This is a genomic window from Streptomyces lateritius (genome assembly GCF_014649715.1).
GTDB classification, from domain to species: Bacteria; Actinomycetota; Actinomycetes; order Streptomycetales; family Streptomycetaceae; genus Streptomyces; species Streptomyces lateritius.
The window spans coordinates 177,876-197,203 of sequence record NZ_BMTO01000005.1 but is presented as its reverse complement, the minus strand read 5'-3'; the positions used below and the strand labels follow the sequence as shown (position 1 = coordinate 197,203).

Genomic DNA, 19,328 nt, shown 5'->3' with positions numbered 1-19,328 from the left:
TCCTCTTCGTCCCGGTAGAGACGATTTTCGGCCACGGCGCGTCTGCCCGCCCGGCAGCGCATCGTTCGCCCCTGGTCGGCGGCGGTGACGGGGGGCTCCTAGATGGACGCCGGGTGCCGGTGCCAGACGCGGTGCCCGCCGAGCAGCTCCATGAGCTGCGCGAAGACGTCGTCCGCACTGTCGCCGAGGACGACCCCCGGTGCGTCGACGGGCAGCCGGGCGGCCTCCAGGGCGGTGGCGGCGTCCGCCGTTCCGCCGATGGCCTTTCCGTGCCGGTACGCCTCCGCCAGCATCAGCAGCACCCGGGGGTCGACGGTCGCGGCGTCGGTGGCGATGTGGCCCGCCTTCGCGTCCCGTACCCCCTGCGCGTCGAGCCCCGGCCCAGGGGCCCCGACCACGAACAGGGCGTCGAACTCCGTGGAACGGGCCGTGGCGTAGGTGCGCTGGACGGCGATCCGCTCGCTGTCGGCGCCCAGGGTCCCGCCCGCCGGTGCGACGACCAGGGGAACCATTCCGGCGCCGAGGGCGGCCTCGCGGACCGTCCGTACGGCGTCCATGTCCCCGTCCGCGTCGGCGACGATCCCGATGACGCGCCCCTCCGGCGGCCAGGTCTGCCCGAGCTGGGAGAGCGCGGGGCTGGGTTCGGCCGTCGCGAGCTCCACGGTGGCCGGCGGCACGGGCAGTCCGAGCCCTGCCGCGACCCCCTCGCACAGCACCGGGTCGATGTTGGCCAGTACCGTCAACGCCCTTTCCTTGACGGCCTGTTCGTAGCACTTGTTCAGTTCGAAGGTGTAGGCGGCGATGATGTGCTCGCGCTCGGTGGGGGTCATGCTCAGCCAGAACAGCCGGGGCTGGCTGAAGTGGTCCGAGAACGACTCCGGCGCCTCGCGTCGCTTGGCCGAGGCCGGGACCTGCACCGGTGTCTCGATGTACGCCCCGGTGTCGGCGCCGGCCAGGAACGGGCAGCCGCCGTCGAGCGAGTTGGGCCGGTAGGGGGCCACGCCGGTGTACACGGCCGTCTGGTGCATGCCGTCCCGCAGCATGTCGTTGACGGGGGCGTGCGGGCGGTTGATCGGCAGCTGGGCGAAGTTCGGCCCACCGAGCCGGCTGATCTGGGTGTCCAGGTACGAGAAGAGCCGGCCGGCGAGGAGCGGGTCGTCGGTGATGTCGATGCCGGGCACCAGGTGGCCGGGGTGGAAGGCGACCTGTTCCGTCTCGGCGAAGAAGTTCTTGGTGTTGGCGTTCAGCGTGAGCAGACCGACGGGCTGAACCGGGGCGAGTTCCTCGGGCACGATCTTCGTGGGGTCGAGCAGGTCGATGCCCTCGAAGGTCTGCTCCGGAGTGTCCGGGAACGTCTGGATGCCGAGCTCCCACTGGGGGAACGCACCCGCCTCGATGGCGTCGAAGAGGTCCCGCCGGTGGAAGTCCGGGTCCATGCCGTTGATGAGCTGCGCCTCTTCCCAGACCAGCGAGTGCACGCCGAGCTTGGGCTTCCAGTGGAACTTGACCAGGGTCGTGCCGCCCTCGGCGTCGACGAGCCGGAAGGTGTGGACACCGAAGCCCTCCATCATCCGGTAGGAGCGGGGGATGCCCCGGTCGGACATGTTCCAGAGGGTGTGGTGGGTGGCCTCCGTATGCAGGGTGACGAAGTCCCAGAAGGTGTCGTGGGCGCTCTGCGCCTGCGGGATCTCACGGTCGGGGTGCGGCTTGCCGGCGTGGATGATGTCCGGGAACTTCACCGCGTCCTGGATGAAGAAGACCGGGATGTTGTTGCCGACCAGGTCGAAGGTCCCCTCCTCGGTGTAGAACTTGGTCGCGAAGCCCCGCGTGTCACGGACGGTGTCGGCCGAGCCGCGCGATCCGAGCACGGTGGAGAACCGTACGAAGACAGGAGTCTCCACCTCCTCGGCGAGGAAGGCCGCCTTGGTCACCCGGCTCGCGGTGCCGTAGCTCTGGAAGACGCCGTGCGCCGCGGCTCCGCGCGCGTGGACCACCCGTTCGGGGATGCGCTCGTGGTCGAAGTGGGTGATCTTCTCGCGCAGGTGGTGGTCCTGGAGCAGTACGGGACCGCGGGCACCGGCCTTGAGCGAGTGGTCGCTCTCGTACAGCCGAGCGCCCTGCGCGGTGGTCAGATAGGCACCGCTCTGGGCCGAACGGGCGGGGTCCTCCCCCGTCGCCTGCCCCGTGGGGCCGACCGTCTCCGGACCGCTCTGGTCGGGCTTGGGCGGCAGCGGCCCGTGCGGTTCGGTGGGCTCCTGGACGGAGGCGGGCTTGGCGCCGGGGCGCCCGGGGAGGGATTCCTCCGGTACGCCGCTCCCGGGCACGGGGCCCTGTCCCTGCCCTTGGCCCTGCTCCTGCCGTGAAGGGTTGTCTGTCATCGAGTCTCCTGTCGCGGTGTAGCGGTCTGTGCTCATGAGGCGGCCCCCGGGGCGGGAGGGGTGATGCGCCCCGGGGACCACCGTTTGTCAGGGCGGCGCCGCTCCGGGCGACGCTCGTCCTGCGCTCGCCTCCCGCGCGTGCCCCGTCGCGTGCGCCCTGAACGTGCTGGACCGGACGACTTTTCACCCAATGTCGCAGGAAAGGTTCCACACGGCACCCGGCGAGCGCCCCTTCTGCCCGCGCGCCATTTCGGACATATCGTACGCGGGGAGACCCGTCGTTCAGGAGGAACTCATGTCCGAGCTCATCGTCATCGGCTACGACGACCGCCCCACCGCGCACGCGGCCTTCAAGGTGGTGCAGACGCTGCAGAAGGACCTCGTCGTGGAGCTCGGCGGGCTCGCCGTCGTCTCGGTCGACGAGGACGGCGAAACCCATGTGGACACGCCGGGCAAGGGCGAGAAGGTGGCGGTCTCGGCCACGGCCGGAGCGCTCTGGGGCATCGTCTTCGGCATGCTGATCCTCACGCCGGGGATCGGCGTGGTGGGCGCCGCCGTGGGCGGGCTCATCGGCAAGGTGAGCCAGATGGGTGTGGACAAGAACTTCAGGGAGAAGGTCCACTCCCTCCTGGAGCCCGGCGCGGCCGCCGTCGTGATCATGGCCTCGAAGATCACGGAGGACAAGTTCGCCGCGGCCCTGCAGCCCTTCGGCGGAACCGTCCTCAAGACGTCCCTGGCGGAGCAGGACGAGAAGGACCTCGCCGAGCAGCTCGCCGGCGCCGCGTAGCACCGGCGGGCGCAGTCAGGCGCCGCCGTAGGGCACGGTCCGCGCGAAGCCGCCGGCGTTCTCGTCGTCGGTGCCGAGGAGGGCGTCGGTGGACCCCGGCGGGGACGTCTTGAGGACGTTCCGCCGCCGAACTCACGACGATGCGGCCGGAGGCGGTCACCGCGATGTCGGAGATGTGACGCGCGCCGTCGCCGGGCCGGTACGCCGCCCGACAGGCCCGGCGCGTCACCGCACCGAACCGCGTCCGGCCCCACGGGGCGAACGTCGGGGGCGCCGCCCAGAGCGTGACGGGGCGGTCCGCGTCGGCGCCGGTCCGCCCACGGGGCGGCGAACTTCCCGTTCTGGGCGACGAGTGCGAAGCTCTCGAAGTCGTCGCCACCGGCGCGCGGTCACACGCCGGGCGTCAGGTTTGCGAGGGTCTCGGGAGTGACCGGTTCTCTCGACTCCATGCTCAAGCGCGCCAAGGAGACGCCCGGTCCGGGGGCGAAGGGGGAACCGCCTCGGTGCCGGGAACTTCCGGATTCCGCCGGCGCGCGGCGGCTGCTCATGCCCATGCCTGTACCCATGCCGGTCTCCCACCACATGCGCGGACGGCGCCCCATGGGCCCCGGAGCACCCCTCGGTATCGTGAGGCGATCCGTTTCCCGCGCCGCTGTGATCCACGTCGTGGTGTGAGGCGAGGGTCGACTGGGCAGTCAACGCCCGGTGCCAGGACGGATGATGTTCTCTGGGAGGGGATCCTTGGACGGGTCACGCGCTGTCGACAACACCATCGCCGCGACCGTGTGCGTCATCGGTGCCGGGTTGTCCGGGCTGGCGACCGCACATGCGCTCTCGAGCAGGGGCATCGACTTCGTCTGCCTGGAGAAGGCACCGGACGTCGGAGGGATCTGGCGCCAGCCCGGGGCCGGCGAGCGCGGCCCGGCCTATATGTCGCTGCACCTCAACAGTGCCAAGCAGCTGACCGGTTACGTCGATTTCCCGATGCCGTCCGAGCTGCCGCTCTACCCCCGGCACAGTGACGTCGCCGCCTATCTGCGCTCCTTCGCCGAATGGGCCGGACTGCTCCCCCGTGTCGAGCTGCGTACCGAAGTGCTCTCCGTACGGCAGGACGGTGCCGGGGCCTGGACGGTCGTCAGCCGGGACGCGCGAGGAGAAACGACGGAACGGCGGTTCGATCAGGTGGTCGTCGCCTCGGGTCACAACACGGAGGCGGCGCTGCCCGATCCGCTGCCGCCGGGCTCCGACTCCTTCGGCGGAACGATTCTCCACTCGATGGACTACCACGACGGGCGTGACTTCGCCGGGCAGCGCGTCGTCGTCGTGGGGCTGGGGGCGTCGGCCGTCGACATCGCCGCCGATCTCTCCCGGCACGCCGCCCGGACCGTGCTGTCCGTCCGGCGGGGGTTGCACATCGTGCCCAAGCAGCTCTTCGGCATGTCCGTGGACCTGATCGCCGACGCGCCGTGGTGGAGCAGCATGTCCTTCCCCGAGCAGCGGCGTTTCGTCGAGCAGGCGTTGCTGGTGGCACGAGGCAGGCTGCCGGAGTACGGGCTGCCCGAGCCCGACCACCCGATCTTCTCCTCCGCCGTGACCATCTCGGACGAGATCCTCAGCCGGATACGGCACGGCGCGGTGACACCGAGGCCCGCGATCGCGTCCCTGGAGGGCAGCACGGTCTCCTTCACGGACGGCACCTCGGAGGAGGCGGACGCGATCGTCTACTGCACCGGCTTCCGTATGGCCTTCCCCTTCCTCCCCGACGGCTTTCCGGCAGGTCCACGACAGGGGGCGGTGGAGCTGTACAAGCGTGTCGTCGCACCACACCGGCCCGGGCTGTACTTCGTCGGCCTGATCCGCCCCGTGGGTTCGATCACCCGCCTTGTGGAGGCCCAGGCTCGGTGGGTCGCGCGGATCGTGGACGGTGACGTCAGCCTGCCGTCCGAGGAGGACATGTGCGAGGAGATCGGCACGTACCTGAGCGGTATAGAGGACCGCTACGGGCTGACCGAGGGCGCCTCCATCCAGGTGGACGTCGGCTCGTATCTGCGCGAGTTGCGGGAGTTGCAGGACGCGTAGGGCCGGAAGAACGCGTGAGAACGGTGGGCCGCGTCAGGCCGCCGGCCCGTCCTGCGGATCAGCTCGGGCCGGGGGCGCCGTGCCCGACGACGGCTTCCGTCCGCGGGGAGGGTACGACGAGCGGCGGCCTGACCTCGTACGCCTCCGAGGAGATGTAGGCGGTCACCCGCGGCGGCCGGCCCCGCTGGTGGGCGAGGCCCAGGTAGGCGATGAGTCCGACACCGTCCTGGGGCCGCCGCGATGTGACGGCGGAGAGCGACCGGACGAGCGGGGCGGGGTCGACGCCGTACCGGCGCAGTACGGCCACCGCTCGGTCGAGGGCCTCACCGTCGTGCGGGGCGTAGTCGCGGACCGGGATGTAGAGCGTGAAGCCGCTCGGGCGGCCGGTCGTCGTCTCGGTGAAGGCGTGGCAGGACTGGACGGGCCGGCGGTCGAGCCGCGGGTGGTCGCTGACGATGTCGGTGCCGGGGCCTGTGTCCTGTCCGGCCGTCGTGCGGAAGAAACCGGCGATCTCCGTCGGTCCGGTTCCGCCGTCCACGCGGGACAGACCGGCCGCCTCCGCCGCCGACAGGTCGGCGTGCGCGAGGTAGACCTTCACCCGGGGTTCTTCCCAGTCGCCCAGGTCCAGGGCGAAGAACAGGTGGCGGTCGCCCTCGGGCAGCGCCGTGAACGCCTGCCGGTGGCCGAGCCGGTGCAGCGCCTCCCGTACCGTATCGGCGGAACGTTCCTGCCCCGACGCCGCGGGGTTCAGATACACCTTGACCCTGGGAACCCCGCCGGGGAGCAACTCCAGTGCGCACCAGAGCGCCAGAGGACCCTGGGGGTCCGGAGGGAAGAACAGGTCCTCCAGCTCGTCCAGACTCCGTGTGCTGAAACCCCAGCGCCGCGCCATCTCGCGGACGACCCGCAGGCCGGTCCGCCCGTTCTCCGCCAGGCTGCCGGCGCCGCATCCCGGTTCCAGCAGCACCCGCAGGGTCGGCTCCGCGTTCGGGACGAAGGAGAGCGAGAACTCCACGGGGGTGTGGTCGTCGGAGAGAAAGGAGTCGTCGGGGGGCGGCAGATCGAGGGGGCGCTCGGCGACGGGACCCAGCGCCGTGAGGACGGTTCGCGCGTAGGCCGCGGAGTCGGCCCCGTCCAGCCCCGCGGCCTCGCAGAGCCGCAGCACCTGTCTCGCCGTATGACCGCCCAGTGTCTCGGCATCGGGTGTCTTGGGGACGCCGGGCCGGAATCCGGCCGCCGGCCCTCCCGCTCCGGGCCGAGGATCCCAAGAAGATACCCGCCTGGCGGGGCGGGTATCGAGGGGGGTCAACTCGGTGGGGGCTCGCATGAAAGCGGCGTCGGCGGATATGTGGTCCACGACACCTCCTTTGCCTCGTGAGCAGCACGGAATAACGCGTTGCTCACTACCCTCACGGCTGACCATTCATGCGATGGTGCGGGAGTCGGCGGATGTTCGGTGGATCACCTCGTGAGCCAGTTGAGGAACTGGCTCCACTTCCCGGCCCGTTCGCGCTTGGGACCCGTCTGCGACGCGCCGGGATGCGTGGGCGCCTCGGGGTGTGCCGACGGGACGGTCCCGCGTACGGTCTCGGCCGGGGTGAACCGGGCGGGCAGCGTGGCAAGGCCCCGGTTGAAGGGCCCGGGCCGCCAGGTGAGACTGTCCTCCGGCACGGCGAGTTCGACGTCGGGAAGCTTGTTGAGCAGGTTCTCGACGGCGGTCACGGTGATCTGCCGGGCGGGGTCCTTGGACGGACAGGCGTGCGGGCCCGCGCTCCACGCCAGGTGGGCCCGGTTGCTGCCGGCCTGACGCGCGGCCGACAGCGCGGGGCCGGTGTTGGCGGCCGCGAAGCTGACCAGCACGAGATCGCCCGCCGCCAGCTTCTCCCCCGCGAACTCCATGTCGGCCGCGGGATAGTGCGGCGCGAGGTTCTGCATGGGCGGGTTCTCCCACAACGTGTCGTCGATGGCTTCGTCGATCAGCCCGCCCCGGTGGGCGTACGCGTCGTGAGTGAGCAGCCGGTGCAGGGTGTTGCCGATGAGGTTCCGCAGCGGTTCGTTGCCCGCCACCAGGAGGAGCGCGAGCTGATGAACCATCTCCTCGTCGGTCAGTCGCGCCTGATGCTGCATCAGCCAGGTGGTGACGTCGTCGCCCGGCTTGGCCCGCTTGAGCGCCACCAGTTCGCCGACGGCGCCGAACAGCACCTCGACCGCCTTCTCGGCGTTGACGCCGTCGAACATGCCGGTGATGCCGAAGAGCACACGGTCGCCGATGTCGGCGGGGCAGCCGAAGAGTTCGTTGAACACGAACAGCGGCAGCTGCTTGGCGTAGTCGCCGAGCAGATCGGCGGAGCCCCGCGAACCGAACTGGGCGATGAGGTAGTTGGAGACCTGCTCGGTGCTCCGGCTCAGCCTGCGCGAGTCGACGCGGGCCATGCTGTCCGTCACCGCCTGCCGCAGCCTCAGGTGCTCGGCGCCGTCGCTGAACATGCAGTTGGGGCGGTAGGCCAGGACGGGAACCACCGGGCTGTCCGGGCTGATCCGGCCTTCGGCGAGGTCCCGCCAGCGGCGCGCGTCCTTACGGAATGAGCTGGAGTCCTGGAGCAGTTGCAGCGCCGTCGCGTAGTCGGTGACGAGGGTGGCCTCCACCCCAGGAGCGAGCTCCACGGGGGCGGTGGGGCCGAAGTGGCGCAGATAGGAGTAGTACGCCTGCGGATCGGCCGCGAACTCCGGGCCGTACAGGGGCACCCGGCCGCCGGCCTGGTGGGCCGGGCACCCGGGCGGGGGCGCGGGGGTGGTGGGTTGAGCGTCCATGTCTGCTCCTAGTGAGCGCGGTCCAGCAAATAGCGGACGAGTGTGATCAGCGCGTCGGCGGACGACTTCTCGTCGCGCGCGTCGCAGGTGACGACCGGGGTGTCGTCGAGCAGGTCCAGTGCCTCGCGCAGCGCCCGGTGCTCGCGGTCCGGCGTGCCGTCGAAGCGGTTGACGGCGATCGCGTAGTCGAGGCCGTACTGCTCGATCAGGTCGATCACTGCGAAGGAGTCCGCGAGACGCTCGGGGTCGACCAGTACCAGCGCACCGAGCGCGCCACGCGCCATGTCCTCCCACATCTGCACGAAACGCTGCTGGCCGGGCGTTCCGAACAGGTACAGCACGACGCGGTCGCTGATGGTCAGACGGCCGAAGTCCATGGCCACCGTGGTGGTGGTCTTGCTCCGGACGCCCTTGAGGTCGTCGAACGACTCGCCGGCGCGGGTCATCGTCTCCTCGGTGGACAGCGGAGGGATCTCCGATATCGCGCCGATGAAGGTGGTCTTGCCGACCGCGAAGTGACCGACGACGAGGATCTTCACGGCGGTCTGCGTCGCCCCGCCGCGGACGTACGCCCGCTCATCCAAACTTGGTGCGGAGTCCATTCAGCACCTCCTCGAGGATCTGCCGGTCCGCCAGCCGGGCACGCTGCACGGGAGGCCGGGTGATGAGGTAGCCGCCCTCGGTGAGGGCGGAGAGGAGGATCTTCACGACGCCCATGGGCAGTCGCGTGTGCCCCGCGATCTCGGCGACGGAGAGGTAGCCGGCGGTGCAGAGCTCCAGCAGGCTCTGCTCCTCGGGAGAGAGCCGGGTAGGACGCTGCTGGTCGTCGCTCGCCGCGGTGACCAGGGTGATCAGGGACAGCTGCTCCTCGTCCGGCAGGCCGCGCCCCTTGGTGATGACGTACGGGCGTACTAATTCCGCCGCCTCGGGCTCCCGTTCGTCGAAGCCCGTCATGAGCGGGCGCCGAGGTTCTCGCGCGGCGGCGTCGTCAGGACCTTGCCCAGCTGGCCGACGAGCTGCTGCATCCGGAAGGTGATGTCCTGCATGTCGACGTCCGGCGAGGCCGAGACGCCGAGATAGGCGCCCTCCCCGGCGGAGATCAGGAAGACCCAGCCGCCGTCGAACTCGACGAGCGTCTGGCGCCAACGGAGTTGGCCGCCGTGGCCTCCCTCGACGAAGAACCCGAGCGAGCGGCTGAGCGACTGCACACCGCTCATCGCGGCGGCGACCGTGTCCGCGTTGTCCCTGTCGAAATCCTTCGTCCGGGCCATCAGCAGGCCGTCGGCGGAGATCAGGACCGCGTGCAGCGCCCCGGGTATCTCCAAGGCGCTGTCAAGCATCCATGACAGATCGTCGTTCACGAGACCTCATGCCCTTCGCTGCTCGCATCACGTGTGCTGCTCGTCTGGTCCGCGGTGTCCGCGCCCGTGGCCCGTCCGGACTGGGTTCCTCGCTGGAAGGCCCCCATGATCGCCGCGGTCTCCGCACCAGAGCGCGTCGACGTGGACGTCGTGCCCGAGGCGGTGCCTGGCACGATGGCCATCGGCCGCTTGCGGCGGCGCCTCGGGAGCCCGTCGCCGGTCGAGGACGCGGTCAGCGCGGGCTCGGGGCCGTGCGGGTCCCTCGCGGGGGCGGCGGGGACGGACGGCGCCGGGGCCTTCTTGTCGGGCATGCCGGTGAGCAGGTCGTGCGGCAGGAGAAGAACCGAGCGGACGCCGCCGTACGGGGAGTCGGAGTCGACCGACACCTCGAAGCCGTAGCGCTCGCAGAGCACGCCGATCACGGCGAAACCGAACTGCGGGGGGCTGCCGAGCCCGGAGACACCGGTGACCCGCTCGCTGGAGAGGAGCTTGGCGGCCTTGGCCCGCTCCTCGTCGTTCATGCCGACACCGGCGTCGTCGACGACGATGCACACGCCCTTGGGGACGGTACGGATGTTGATCTCGACCACGGTGTCCGGGCTGGAATAGCTGGTCGCGTTGTCGAGCAGCTCGGCGAGAGCGAGCGCCACCGGTTCGACGGCCCGGCTGGTGATGCCGAAGTCGACCTGCGAGAGGATTTCCACCCGCCGGTAGTGGCGGATTCTGCCCTGCGCGCTGCGGACCACGTCGTACACCGAGGCGACTTCGCGCTGGCGGCCCAGCCAGCCGTCACAGAGCACGGCGATGGACTGCGCCCGCCGCCCGAACTGGGAGTTGGTGTGGTCGATCTCCAGGAGGTCCTGGAGAATGACCGACTCGCCGTACTTGTTCTGCAGGCCGGAAATGATCAGCTGCTGTTCGGCGGCGAGGCCCTGAAGCGTCCGCATCGCGGACTTGAGGACGGTTTTCGTCGCGTCCTGGGCCCGCTCCTTCTCCGCCTCGACGGATTTCGAGTAACTGGTCTCCAGTTCGGAGTAATGGGTCTTGAGCTCTTCGATCTCGCGCCGCAGAGCCCGCGCCGCCCGGCGCTGGCGGACGATGACGACAACTGCGCCAAGGACGGCGACAAGGAGGGCCCAGAGCACTGGATTCTGTATGTAACGCGTCATAAGACTCTCTTCAGGCGACCGACGGCCCGCTGCCGATTCCGTCAATTGCGGGCGGACCGGCGGACCGTCCGTACCGGGTATGACGCCCGGATGTCCCCCGTGGCCGGAGATGCCACATTGCACCCATCCGCCGCTCCGTAAGCGCGATGATCGTATCACCGGGTCCGAACACATGACTGAGCGTCAATATGAGGGTGTGCGGGGGTCATTGGCGTCGATCGGCGCCGAGTCTGTCAGGTGGCGCGGAGCCGTGCGAAAGGCGCCTGCCGGGGCGAGAACCCCGGTCAGGCGCCTTCTTGCGGGCTACGGGAGAAGCGCCGGGTCCTGCGAGGCGTTCTCGGCCCGGTCCTTTTCGTCACCGCACATCGCCCGCTGGTACACGGCCTCCAAAGCGTCGTCGATGGGGTGGTGCCGCGGCTGTCCCGAGGAGTCCACCGTGTTCCACCTCGTGAGGTTGACGGCGACGGACATCTGACGCCTGCCGTCGGCCCGGGTCAGGGACCTCGTTCCGGCTCCCCAGGCCGTACCGTCGTGGCCCCAGAAGGTGCCACAGCCCGGAGTGACCACCTTGTGCAGACCGAGGCCGTAATCGATCGTCGTTCCGTCCAGGGCGATGACCGGGACGGTCTGCCGCATCTGCGCCAGCGACGACCTGCTGACGATCCTGCCGTCGAGCAGCCGGCCGTAGAAACGGTTGAGATCCTCCATGGTCGAGACCAGACCTGCCCCCGTCATCACCCAGGACATGTGGTAGAGGCTGTAGTCGCGCGGCGGGTCGATCAGGCCGTGCAAAGCCTCGTACATCCGCGGGTGGGGCCCCTTGATCCGCGGCCCGGCCGGGAACCCGGTGCGCCGGAGCCCGGCCCGTTGGATGACGTGCCGGGTGATGTACTCCTCGGCCGTGGTGCCGGTCACCCGCTCCAGGAGCTGACCGAGGAGCAGGTAGTTGGTGTTGGAGTACACCCCCGGCAGGGCTCCGGGCTCGCCGGCGGCGGGTGCGTCGAGCCCCATCTCGATCAGCTCGGCCGGGCGGAACCGCCTGAACCGGTTGTCGTCCAGGCTCTGGGGCGTGTCCGGAGAAGGGAACTTCTGGAGGGACGGGAAGGCATAGCGGATGTGATCGGGGATGCCACTGGTGTGGTTGAGCAGCATGCGAACCGTGATCTTCCTGCCGCGCTCTCCCGGCACCAGGTGCGGCAGGTAGTCGCCGATCGGTGCGTCGAGCCGGATCCGGCCCCGCTCGACCTGCTGCATGACCGCGGCGGCGGTGAACGTCTTGGTGACACTGCCGACGCGGTGCCGCATGCCGGGCGTGACGGGACGGCCGGTCCCCAGGTCGGCGATCCCCGAAGCGCCGCGCCAGGTCCGGTCGGCGTCGCGCACCTCGGCGAACACGCCCGGCATTCCGGCGCGGTGCACACCGTCCAGCGCTGACTTCAGCTCGGCGGGGTCGAAGGCGGTCGAGAGGCTCGCGCTGCCGGCCGGCACGGCCCGTGTCCCGCCGGCCGGCACGGGGACCGCCGCCACCGTGCTCGCGCACACGCTCAGCGCGGCCACGCCCGCACACCACACCAGACGGATCTTCACGGCATGTGTCCTTTCGTCATCGATGAGGCTCACGGCGCCAGGGCGCGGCGGAGGGCGGCGCCCAGTTCGGCGTTCTGTCGCTGGGAGATGTCGGCGGAGAGGATCGCCTGGGAGCCGTGGAAGGTGCCGGGCCACTGGTGCAACTCGACCGAGACGCCGGCCTGGAGCAGGCGCAGCCCGTAGGCGAGGCACTCGTCGCGGTTGGGGTCGAACTCGGCGGTGGCGATGTAGGCCGGCGGCAGGCCGGACAGGTCGGTGGCGCGGGACGGGGCGGCGTAGGGCGTGGCGGGCTGCGAGCCGAGGTAGTGCCGCCAGGATGCGGCGATCTTGTCGCGCGTCATCCAGGGTGTGTCGGTGAAGTTCCTCTGGGACCAGGTCTCCTGGCGGTCGTCGAGCCCGGGCTGGTTGAGCAGTTGGAAGCGGATCGCCGGCCCTTGTTCGTCTCGCGCTCGCAGCGCGGTCGCGGCCGCGAGGTTCCCGCCGGCGCTGTGGCCGCCGACCGCGATCCGTTCGGGGTCGATGCCGAGTTCGGCGGCGTGCTCGGCGGTCCAGGTGAGCACGGCGTAGGCGTCGTCCAGGGCGGCGGGGTGGCGGTGTTCAGGGGACAGCCGGTAGTCCACCGAGATCACCACCGCGCCGGAGCCCTGCGCGATCAGGGTCGCCCAGGTGTGCTCGGTGTCCAGGTTGCCCATGACGAATCCGCCGCCGTGGAGCCAGACGAGGGCGCCTTGGGCGTGCTGGGGGCGGTAGATCCGTATCGCCACGTCCGGGTCGGCGGGCACCGTGCGGTCCTCGACCTCCATGCCGGTGGTGTCCGGCGCGGGGACCGCGGCGGCCAGGCCGGCGAAGTTCTCGCGTGCGGCGACCGGGTCGGACAGGTCGGTGCGGGGGAACAGCGGTACGAATGCTTCAAGTTCGGAGTCCATGACGAGCATCCTCACGGCCGCTCCCCGGCGCGGTCACCCGCCACCCGTCGCGCGTCCCATGCCGAACACGCACCGACCGGCGCACCCCCTCCCCCTATCCTTTCCTGCCATGGAGGCACTGGCCGTACGGCTGTCGGGACTGGATCCGTACGTCGACGGCGCGATGCGCATCGTCGCGTTCTACGACACTCTGATGCGCCGCCGGGTGGACCTCCCCGCGCTCGCCCGTGCCTCGGCGGGTCTGGCCGAGTGCGTGGCCGGGATACGGCTCCACGGCACGGGGCGCGCGATCCGTGTGGGCCCCGACGGCAAGGAGGCGTCCGCACCGCGGTCTCCCGCGTCCACGACGCTGCCGATCACCCTCGACGAGGAGGAGATCGGCACGGTGTGGCTGGAGCGCGCCGGTCCTCCGAGCCCGCTCGACGACGTCCTCCTCGACCGGCTCGCCCTCGCCACCGCGGCGGCCGTCGAGCGGTACGGCCCGGCCCGGACCACCATGGCCGACCCCGCTCTCGTGGAACTGGCGATCAGCTCCGACAGCGACGAGGCGGCCAGAGCACGGGCGTTGCGACTTCTGGGCTTCGCCGCCGACCTGCCGGTGCACGTCGTCGCCGTACGGTCGGAGCTGCCGCTCGACCGGATCGGCGGCCTGGTCTGCCCGTCCCGCCCGGTCAAGGCGGCGCCCCTCGCCGACGTGGGGGTTCTCCTGGCCGGCACCGTGGACCCGGCCCGGTTCCCGGCGGGCGTACGGGCGGGCATCGGCGCCGCCGGGAGCCCCGACCGGTCCTGGCGGCAGGCCCGTACGGCGCTCCGCTTCACCAGCGCGCGCGAACCCGTCGTCCGCCACGGCGACCTGGGCGCGCTCGCGCTCCTGGCCGAGGTCGATCAGGACGCCTTGCGCGAGAACACCGACGTGGCCGGCATCGCCCGAACGGCCCGCAGCGCGGAAGACCTGGAGACGCTGGACGCCTACTGCGCCACGGGCTCCCTGCGCCGCGCCGCCGATCTCCTCCACCTGCACCACAGCAGCGTCGCCCGCCGCATCGAACAGATCGGCAGGACCCTCGGCATCGAACTCACCGATCCCGCCGGACTGACCCGGGCCAGGCTGGCCCTCACCGCATGGCGGCTGCTCGACCCTTAGGCCGTGTCCGTGAAGTCCCGCCCGGGCTGCGGGCAGACGGCGCTACTTCCCGGACACGGCATAGGAGCCGTGATCAAGCCCCCGGCCGCAGCGAAGCAACGGGCTCGATCCGCGACAGGTCGGCCAGCAGGGTCGCGGCCGTGCCGAGCAGAACGGGCGAGCCCGACGCCACCCCGAGCAGGGCGCGCCGGCCCGGGTCGGTGAAGTCCATCAGATGGAAGTCCTCGAAGCGGTGGACCGCCGGGCCGGCACCGGGCGGGTCGAGGGGCAGCGCGGAGAGGTCGAGGTCGCCCATGGTGTCCAGCTCCGCCCGGCCGACCTTGATCAACGCCTCCTTGCGCACCCACAGTCGCAGGAACGCCGCCTTCGGGTCGGCGTGACTCCGGACGAGTCCGAGCTCGGCGGGAGCCAGTACCCGCTCCTCGATCAGGCCGTCCGGAGCCTGGTCCAGGCGCTCGACGTCCACTCCGATCGGCGCCGGGCCGGCGGCCGCGGCGATCACACCGGCGGAGTGTGAGAGGCTGAGGTGCACGTCCGGCCGGTCGCCGAGCAGTGGACGGCCGTGCCCGCCGCGGTCGCAGCCGGGGCAGTGCTGGGCGAACGCCACGTCGGCCGGGTCGACACTCAGCAGCCGTGCGGCACACAGCCGGACCAGCAGGTGAGCGGCGACGAAGTCGCGCCGATCTCGGTCGCGCCGGAACCGGCCCGCCCGCTCGCGCTCCGCCGGATTCAGCAGTGCCTCGTCCACCTCGGGACGGTCCAGGATCTCCTCGGTCGTCGCCAACACCGCCAGCGACCCGGCAGCCGGCGTCACGTCGTTCACCATCAGACCCCCCGTGATCCTCGCCGGCGAGGCTACGGCGCCGGACCGGTCACGATCAAGGGGGAGCCGCGTCGGCCCGGGCGTCCTACCATCGCCTCACCTTGACCGATCGGTCACAATCGAGGGAGCCGGCAATGCCGCCGCTGTACGACGACATGGGCACCGCCATGAACCTGGCTCGTCCCCCGCGACGGGTGGTGTCATTGGTGCCGTCGCTGACGGAGGCGATCGCCACCGGTCTTCCGGACGTCCTGGTGGGGGCGACCCAGTGGTGCACGCACCCCGCCGACCTGGACGTGACCCGGGTGCGAGGCACCAAGAATCCGGACCGTGCGGCGATCGCGCGCCTGCGGCCGGACCTCGTGATCGCGAACAAGGAGGAGAACCGGGAGCTCGACGTCACCCGGCTGCGGGCCGCGGGCGTGCCGGTGTGGGTGACCGTCATCGAGACCGTCCCGCAGGCCCTGGACTCGCTCGAGCGGCTGTTCACCGAGGCGCTGGACGCCCCCGTGCCCGACTGGCTCACCACGGCACGAGCGCTCTGGACGGGCCCGCTCCCCGAGGTCACCGCGACCGCCGCGGTCCCCATCTGGCGGGATCCCTGGATGGTGGTCGGCAGCTCCACCTTCACCGGCGACCTGCTGCGCCGGGCGGGGCTCGCCAATGTCTTCGCCGAGCACCCGGACCGCTACCCGCACGCGACGCCGGCGGAGATCGACCGGCCGGACGTGGACGTCGTCCTGCTGCCCGACGAGCCCTACGTGTTCACCGAGAGCGACGGCCCCGAGGCGTTCCATCGCGCGCCGACCCGGCTGGTCAGCGGCCGGCTGATCACCTGGTACGGCCCGTCACTCCTGCCGGCGCACGGCACGCTGAAGCGGCTCCTCGCCACGCTGCCGTCTCGTCCCGCTTAGGCTCGTCCTGTGCTCGTCGTCACACCACCCTCACCTCAAGGAATTTACTAGGACGTCCTAGTATCTCTTCCGTCAGCGTTCTCCTGGCCCATCTGGGAAGGCCCCCATGAGCGATCTGCACCGCCCCGTGCATCCCGTCCGCCTGGTCACCGCTTCGGCCCTGTTCGACGGGCACGACGCGTCGATCAACATCATGCGTCGGATCTTCCAGTCCCAGGGTGCCGAGGTCATCCACCTCGGGCACAACCGATCGGTCCTCGAGGTCGTGGACGCGGCGCTCGAGGAGGACGTGCACGGCGTGGCGGTCTCGTCCTACCAGGGCGGGCACGTGGAGTATTTCGAGTACCTGGTCGAGTCGCTCCGCGAGCGGGGCGCGGACCACATCCGCGTGGTGGGCGGCGGGGGCGGCGTGATCGTGCCGGAGGAGATCGCCCGCCTGCGCCGGAGCGGAGTGACCATCTTCTCCCCCGAGGACGGCCAGCGGCTCGGCCTCGCCGGGATGGTCAACTCGGTCGTCCGGGACTGCGACTTCGACCTCTGGGACGGCAAGCCGGCCGACGCCGCCGCCGTGCTCGCCGGCGACCGGTTCGCGGTCGCCCGCGCCATCACCGGTGCGGAACTGGGCAAGCTGCCCACGGATCTCCTGGAACAGGTGCGAGCCGCCGCGGCGGCACGGGTCACACCGGTCCTCGGCATCACCGGCACCGGCGGCTCGGGCAAGTCGTCCCTCACCGACGAGCTGGTACGCCGGTTCCGCGTCGACCAGCAGGACAAGCTGCGGATCGCGGTGATCGCAGTGGACCCGACCCGCCGCCGCGGCGGTGGCGCGCTGCTCGGTGACCGCATCCGCATGAACTCCCTGGAAGGGGGCCGGGTCTTCTTCCGCAGCCTGGCCACCCGCGGCAGCCACGAACTGCCCGAGCACCTGTCCGACGTGATCGACGTGGTCAAGGCCGCCGGGTTCGACCTGGTGATCGTGGAGACGCCGGGCATCGGCCAGGGCGACGCGGCGATCGTGCCGTACGTCGACACGTCGATGTACGTGATGACGCCGGAGTTCGGTGCCGCCTCGCAGCTGGAGAAGATCGACATGCTCGACTTCGCCGACGTGGTGGCGATCAACAAGTTCGAGCGGCGCGGCGCCAAGGACGCGCTGCGTGACGTGAGCCGCCAGCTCATCCGTAACCGTGAGGCCTTCGGCAAGAAGCCCGAGGACATGCCGGTCTTCGGCACCTCGGCGGCGACCTTCAACGACGACGGCGTCACCGCGCTCTACCAGCACCTGACCCCCGCCCTCGCCGAGAAGGGGCTGCCGCTCGCCGAGGGCACGCTGCCGCGGGTCGACGTGCGCCACTCCTCCGGCATCCGCCAGGTGGTGCCCGCGGAACAGGTGCGCTACCTCGCCGAGATCACCGAGACGATCCGCGCGTACCACGCCGAGACCGAGCGGCTGGCCGAGGCGGCCCGGCGGGTGCAGCGTCTGGACCTGGTGAAGGGCGAACTCGTCGAGACCGGCTCCGACGCCGCGAACGTGGCTTCGCTGCTCGACGACGCCCGCAGGCAGCTCCCGCACGAGATCACGGAGCAGATCGAGCGCTGGCCCTCGGTCGTGGCGTCCTACTCCGGCGACGAGCAGGTAGTGAAGGTCCGGGACAAGGAGCTGCGCACCAAGCTGACCCGCGAGTCCCTTTCGGGCAACAAGGTCCCCCGCGTGGCGCTGCCCCGGTTCAACGACCACGGGGAGCTGGTGCGGTTCTGGCGCCGGGAGAACCTGCCCGGCTACTTCCCGTTCAGCGCGGGGGTGTTCCCGTTCAAGCGCGACGGCGAGGACCCGGCCCGGATGTTCGCGGGCGAGGGCGACCCGTTCCGTACCAACCGCCGGTTCAAACTGCTGTCCGAGGGCCAGCCGGCCACCCGCCTGTCCACCGCCTTCGACTCGGTGACGCTCTACGGCCGTGACCCCGACGAGCGCCCCGACATCTACGGCAAGGTCGGCACCTCCGGCGTCTCGGTCGCGACCCTCGAAGACATGAAGGCGCTGTACGACGGCTTCGACCTGGTGGCGCCCACGACCTCGGTGTCGATGACGATCAACGGCCCGGCCCCCACCGTGCTGGCGTTCTTCCTCAACACGGCCATGGACCAGCAGATCGAGAGGTTCCGCGTCGCCGAGGGCCGCGACCCGTCGCCCGAGGAGGTGGCCGGGCTACGGGCGCACGCGCTGGCGAACGTGCGGGGCACGGTGCAGGCCGACATCCTGAAGGAGGACCAGGGCCAGAACACGTGCCTGTTCTCCACCGAGTTCTCCCTGCGGATGATGGCCGACATCCAGGAGTGGTTCATCGAGAACAGGGTCCGCAACTTCTACTCGGTGTCCATCTCCGGCTACCACATCGCCGAAGCCGGGGCCAACCCCATCAGCCAGCTGGCCTTCACCCTGGCCAACGGCTTCACCTACGTCGAGGCGTACCTGGCCCGGGGCATGCACATCGACGACTTCGCCCCCAACCTGTCGTTCTTCTTCTCCAACGGCATGGACCCGGAGTACTCCGTGCTGGGCCGCGTCGCGCGCCGGATCTGGGCCGTCGCGATGAAGCAGAAGTACGGCGCCAACGAGCGCTCGCAGAAGCTGAAGTACCACGTCCAGACGTCCGGCCGCTCCCTGCACGCGCAGGAGATGGACTTCAACGACATCCGCACCACCCTGCAGGGGCTCATCGCCATCTACGACAACTGCAACAGCCTCCACACCAACGCCTACGACGAGGCGGTCACCACCCCCACGGAGGAGTCCGTCCGCCGGGCACTGGCCATCCAGCTGATCATCAACCGGGAATGGGGCCTGGCGATGAACGAGAACCCCCTCCAGGGCTCGTTCATCATCGACGAACTCACCGATCTGGTCGAGGAAGCCGTCCTGGCCGAGTTCGAGCGGATCAGCGAGCGCGGCGGCGTCCTCGGCGCGATGGAGACCGGCTACCAGCGCGGCCGTATCCAGGACGAGTCGATGCTCTACGAGCAGCGCAAGCACGACGGCACCCTGCCCATCATCGGCGTCAACACCTTCCGCAACCCGCAGGCGGACACGGCCGAGCCGGGCGTCATCGAGCTGGCCCGCGCCACCGAGGAGGAGAAGCAGTCCCAGCTGGAGCGCGTACGGGACTTCCAGGACCGTCACCGCGACCAGGCGCACGCCGCTCTGGCGGCCCTCAAGGAGGCGGCGGTGAGCGGCCAGAACGTCTTCGCCGTTCTCATGGACGCCGCCCGCGTCTGCTCGCTCCAGCAGATCACCGAGGCCTTCTTCGAGATCGGCGGCCAGTACCGCCGCAACGTCTGACCGGCCCGCGCG

Annotated in this window: 15 protein-coding genes; 5 read left to right on the top strand and 10 right to left on the bottom strand. The window is 70.6% G+C overall.

What is annotated here, in order from left to right:
* Positions 1–98 precede the first annotated feature (98 nt).
* Positions 99–2,378: a catalase gene (locus tag IE136_RS11955; RefSeq protein ID WP_189600300.1), complete on the bottom strand. Its 2,280-nt coding sequence runs from the start codon at positions 2,376–2,378 to the stop codon at positions 99–101.
* 295 nt (positions 2,379–2,673) lie between these two features.
* On the opposite strand from IE136_RS11955, the gene IE136_RS11950 reads away from it, so the two are divergent.
* A complete protein-coding gene (locus IE136_RS11950) occupies positions 2,674–3,165 on the top strand; it encodes a DUF1269 domain-containing protein (RefSeq protein WP_158984444.1) in 492 nt (163 codons plus the stop codon).
* A gap of 741 nt (positions 3,166–3,906) precedes the next feature.
* Positions 3,907–5,244 (top strand): flavin-containing monooxygenase, encoded by a 1,338-nt coding sequence (locus IE136_RS11945; protein WP_229818788.1) that lies wholly within the window; start codon positions 3,907–3,909, stop codon positions 5,242–5,244.
* 58 nt (positions 5,245–5,302) lie between these two features.
* Here the strand turns inward: IE136_RS11945 and IE136_RS11940 are convergent, their stop codons facing one another.
* From IE136_RS11940 to IE136_RS11905, 8 genes are all read right to left on the bottom strand, one after another.
* Positions 5,303–6,601, bottom strand: a complete 1,299-nt coding sequence (locus IE136_RS11940) for a tryptophan dimethylallyltransferase family protein (protein WP_229818787.1) — start codon at positions 6,599–6,601, stop codon at positions 5,303–5,305.
* A gap of 104 nt (positions 6,602–6,705) precedes the next feature.
* A complete protein-coding gene (locus IE136_RS11935; RefSeq protein ID WP_158984448.1) occupies positions 6,706–8,055 on the bottom strand; it encodes a cytochrome P450 in 1,350 nt (449 codons plus the stop codon).
* Between the two features lie 8 nt (positions 8,056–8,063).
* Positions 8,064–8,657 (bottom strand): GTP-binding protein, encoded by a 594-nt coding sequence (locus IE136_RS11930; RefSeq protein ID WP_158984450.1) that lies wholly within the window; start codon positions 8,655–8,657, stop codon positions 8,064–8,066.
* Positions 8,632–9,009 (bottom strand): DUF742 domain-containing protein, encoded by a 378-nt coding sequence (locus tag IE136_RS11925; protein ID WP_158984452.1) that lies wholly within the window; start codon positions 9,007–9,009, stop codon positions 8,632–8,634. Before IE136_RS11925 ends, IE136_RS11930 begins: the two co-directional genes overlap by 26 nt.
* Positions 9,006–9,416, bottom strand: coding sequence for a roadblock/LC7 domain-containing protein (locus IE136_RS11920; protein ID WP_158984454.1), 411 nt, complete (start codon positions 9,414–9,416; stop codon positions 9,006–9,008). Before IE136_RS11920 ends, IE136_RS11925 begins: the two co-directional genes overlap by 4 nt.
* Positions 9,413–10,585: an ATP-binding protein gene (locus IE136_RS11915; protein ID WP_189600298.1), complete on the bottom strand. Its 1,173-nt coding sequence runs from the start codon at positions 10,583–10,585 to the stop codon at positions 9,413–9,415. Before IE136_RS11915 ends, IE136_RS11920 begins: the two co-directional genes overlap by 4 nt.
* A gap of 303 nt (positions 10,586–10,888) precedes the next feature.
* Entirely contained in the window at positions 10,889–12,166 is a 1,278-nt protein-coding gene (locus IE136_RS11910) for a serine hydrolase domain-containing protein (protein ID WP_444545719.1), read from the bottom strand.
* A gap of 35 nt (positions 12,167–12,201) precedes the next feature.
* The gene (locus IE136_RS11905; protein ID WP_158984458.1) at positions 12,202–13,098 is read right to left on the bottom strand and encodes an alpha/beta hydrolase; all 897 of its coding nucleotides are present in this window, start codon (positions 13,096–13,098) and stop codon (positions 12,202–12,204) included.
* Between the two features lie 109 nt (positions 13,099–13,207).
* On the opposite strand from IE136_RS11905, the gene IE136_RS11900 reads away from it, so the two are divergent.
* Positions 13,208–14,242, top strand: a complete 1,035-nt coding sequence (locus IE136_RS11900; RefSeq protein ID WP_189600297.1) for a PucR family transcriptional regulator — start codon at positions 13,208–13,210, stop codon at positions 14,240–14,242.
* 73 nt (positions 14,243–14,315) lie between these two features.
* On the opposite strand, the gene IE136_RS11895 is transcribed toward IE136_RS11900, so the two are convergent.
* Positions 14,316–15,068 (bottom strand): 4'-phosphopantetheinyl transferase family protein, encoded by a 753-nt coding sequence (locus IE136_RS11895; RefSeq protein ID WP_158984462.1) that lies wholly within the window; start codon positions 15,066–15,068, stop codon positions 14,316–14,318.
* A gap of 131 nt (positions 15,069–15,199) precedes the next feature.
* Here IE136_RS11895 and IE136_RS11890 point away from each other — a divergent pair, with 131 nt between their 5' ends.
* Positions 15,200–15,979, top strand: coding sequence for a helical backbone metal receptor (locus IE136_RS11890; RefSeq protein ID WP_158984464.1), 780 nt, complete (start codon positions 15,200–15,202; stop codon positions 15,977–15,979).
* 106 nt (positions 15,980–16,085) lie between these two features.
* The gene (icmF, locus tag IE136_RS11885) at positions 16,086–19,316 is read left to right on the top strand and encodes a fused isobutyryl-CoA mutase/GTPase IcmF (protein ID WP_189600296.1); all 3,231 of its coding nucleotides are present in this window, start codon (positions 16,086–16,088) and stop codon (positions 19,314–19,316) included.
* The last annotated feature ends 12 nt before the right edge of the window (positions 19,317–19,328 follow it).